General features: G+C 53.3%; 1 tRNA gene and 2 rRNA genes. All 3 read right to left on the bottom strand.

The features are described from left to right. A tRNA-Met gene (locus ACR0AY_RS21105) sits at positions 1–77 on the bottom strand. A gap of 122 nt (positions 78–199) precedes the next feature. Continuing rightward, positions 200–314, bottom strand: a 5S ribosomal RNA gene (rrf, locus tag ACR0AY_RS21100). A 190-nt stretch (positions 315–504) separates the two neighbouring features. After that, a 23S ribosomal RNA gene (locus tag ACR0AY_RS21095) occupies positions 505–3,331 on the bottom strand. Positions 3,332–3,500 lie beyond the last annotated feature (169 nt).

The raw sequence follows: 3,500 nt of genomic DNA, 5'->3' as shown, positions 1-3,500 counted from the left end.
TGGTTGCGGGAGCAGGATTTGAACCTGCGACCTTCAGGTTATGAGCCTGACGAGCTACCGGGCTGCTCCATCCCGCGACACTTTAAGTGACCTATCGCTTACGCTACTTGAGGTCTTGTGTTGGTCTATCGCCTATTCGGCTACTTGAGACCGGGTAGTGTTCTTTTCATCGTGTTAGAGAGATGTGGGCTTTTTCTAGGTTTGGCGGTGACCTACTCTCCCGGGGCTTAAGCCCAAGTACCATTGGCGCGGCAGTGCTTAACTTCCGGGTTCGGGATGGGACCGGGTGTTTCACTTGCGCTATGACCACCAAACCGAGGAAAAGCCCATGTCGACTTTCCTGCGTTGCAGGAAAGCGACGAGGTGGCAGGCAGCGTCTTTTGCTTGCAAAAGGCGCGTTGCCACTCGGTTATAGTATCAACCAACATCGCGGCTTGGCGCTGCGACGTTATCCAACTCAAGGTCAGTGTATGCTTTTGGTGATTTGTCTTTCCATTACTGGATCAAATCAAGCCTATCGGGCGATTAGTACCGGTCAACTGAACGCATTACTGCGCTTACATCTCCGGCCTATTGACGTGGTGGTCTTCCACGGCCCTCAGGGAGACCTTGTTTTGAGGGGGGCTTCCCGCTTAGATGCCTTCAGCGGTTATCCTGTCCGATCATAGCTACCCAGCACTGCCGTTGGCACGACAACTGGTCCACCAGTGGATCGTTCACCCCGGTCCTCTCGTACTAGGGGCAACTCCTCTCAAGTCTCCTACACCCACGGCAGATAGGGACCGAACTGTCTCACGACGTTCTAAACCCAGCTCACGTACCTCTTTAAACGGCGAACAGCCGTACCCTTGGGACCTGCTCCAGCCCCAGGATGAGATGAGCCGACATCGAGGTGCCAAACACTGCCGTCGATATGGACTCTTGGGCAGTATCAGCCTGTTATCCCCGGCGTACCTTTTATCCGTTGAGCGATGGCCCTTCCACTCGGGACCACCGGATCACTATGGCCGTCTTTCGACTCTGCTCGACTTGTCAGTCTTGCAGTCAGGCTGGCTTCTGCCATTGCACTCAACGAGCGATTTCCGACCGCTCTGAGCCAACCTTCGCGCGCCTCCGTTACGCTTTAGGAGGCGACCGCCCCAGTCAAACTACCCGCCACGCAGGGTCCCGGATCCGGATAACGGACCGCGGTTAGACATCAAGAGTGCGAAGGGTGGTATCTCAAGGGAGGCTCCACGGATACTTGCGTTTCCGCTTCAAAGCCTACCACCTATCCTGCACATCACAATCCTGATGCCAGTGCGAAGCTGTAGTAAAGGTGCACGGGGTCTTTCCGTCTAACCGCGGGAAGCCTGCATCTTGACAGGCAATTCAATTTCGCTGAGTCGATGTTGGAGACAGCGGGGAAGTCGTTACGCCATTCGTGCAGGTCGGAACTTACCCGACAAGGAATTTCGCTACCTTAGGACCGTTATAGTTACGGCCGCCGTTTACCTGGGCTTCAATTCAAGGCTCTCACCTCTCCTTTTAACCTTCAGGCACCGGGCAGGCGTCAGACCCTATACGTCGTCTTGCGACTTCGCAGAGCCCTGTGTTTTTAATAAACAGTCGCCACCCCCTGGTTTGTGCCCCCAGCCCCTAGTTGCCTAGGAACCGGGCCTCCTTCTCGCGAACTTACGGAGGTATTTTGCCGAGTTCCTTCAACATCGTTCTCTCAAGCGCCTTGGTATGCTCTACCAGTCCACCTGTGTCGGTTTAGGGTACGGTCTGATGGAGGGCTATTTCCAGGAACCACTCAGCAGCCCAATCAATCCGATAAGATTGAACTACACCTGTGATCCGTCACATCCTCCTGGCCTAGGAATATTAACCTAGTTCCCATCGCCTACGCCTTTCGGCCTCGGCTTAGGGGCCGGCTTACCCTGCTCAGATTAGCTTTAAGCAGGAACCCTTGGACTTTCGGCGAGAGTGTCTCTCACACTCTTTGTCGCTACTCATGTCATCATTCTCACTAGTGATCTCTCCACCGGATGGCTCACGCCCCGGCTTCATCGAAAGCCTCTCTCCTCCAATCTGCCCGAAGGCATGAAGGAGGAATGAGACTATGTCACACTACGCTCTGCTACCGATGCTTACGCATCCCTAGACTTCGGCTCATGGCTTGAGCCCCGTTACATCTTCGCCGCAGGACAACTTATTTAGACCAGTGAGCTGTTACGCTATCTTTAAAGGATGGCTGCTTCTAAGCCAACCTCCTGGTTGTTTTGGTCGTCCCACCTGCTTTCCCACTTAGCCATGAATTGGGGGCCTTAGTCGTAGGTCAGGGTTGTTTCCCTCTCCACTACGGACGTTAGCATCCGCAGTGTGTCTGCCATCTAGTACTCCCGGGTATTCGGAGTTTGGTTAGGATCAGTAAGCCTGTGGGGCCCCATTACCCATCCAGTGCTCTACCCCCCGGGGTATTCGGATGACGCTCTACCTAAATAGATTTCGCAGAGAACCAGCTATCTCCGAGTTTGATTGGCCTTTCACCCCTAGGCACAGCTCATCCCGATCCTTTTCAACGGATGTGGGTTCGGTCCTCCAGTAAGTGTTACCTTACCTTCAACCTGGCCATGCCTAGATCACTCGGTTTCGGGTCTGATCCCACGAACTCATTCGCCCTATTAAGACTCGCTTTCGCTACGCCTACACCTAACGGCTTAAGCTTGCTCGTGAGACCAAGTCGATGACCCATTATACAAAAGGTACGCCGTCAGATCTCGAGGATCCTCCGACTGATTGTAGGCGTTCGGTTTCAGGTACTGTTTCACTCCCCTCGTCGGGGTGCTTTTCACCTTTCCCTCACGGTACTGGTTCGCTATCGGTCAGCAAGGAGTACTTAGCCTTCGAAGGTGGTCCTCCGATCTTCAGACAGAATTTCACGTGTTCCGCCCTACTTAATACGTCCATCAAAGCTTCCTATACGGGGCTGTCACCCGCTATGGCCACGCTTCCCAACGTGTTCTAGTCACTTATCTGGCTCGGCTGGTCCCCGTTCGCTCGCCGCTACTAGGGGAGTATCAATTGATTTCCTTTCCTCCGGGTACTTAGATGTTTCAGTTCCCCGGGTTTGCTCTTAAAACCCTATGTATTCAGGTCTTAAGTACCTGTTTAAACCCCATATTGAGTATCAAAGATAACAATATGAAGCTTTCAGGTGGGTTGCCCCATTCAGAGATCCATGGATCAAAGCTTATTCTCAGCTCCCCATGGCTTATCGCAGAGTATCACGTCTTTCATCGCCTCTTGCTGCCAAGGCATTCACCAAACGCCCTTCTCGCGCTTGATTTGATCCAGAAAGAGAAAGACAGACGTCCTTCACGGCAGACCCAGCTGGTAACTAAAGGCCGCCTCTGTTTCTGAACCAAAAGCATACTTTCCCGCCTTCTATCCTGGAACCCATGCTGCCGATGTCGGTCGGCCCCACATGGAGAATAGAAGACATGCATGATCGTCAG

The organism is Ruegeria sp. A5, from assembly GCF_056543005.1.
Note: the sequence above shows the minus strand (reverse complement) of the source record. Positions and strands in the feature narration are given on the sequence as shown.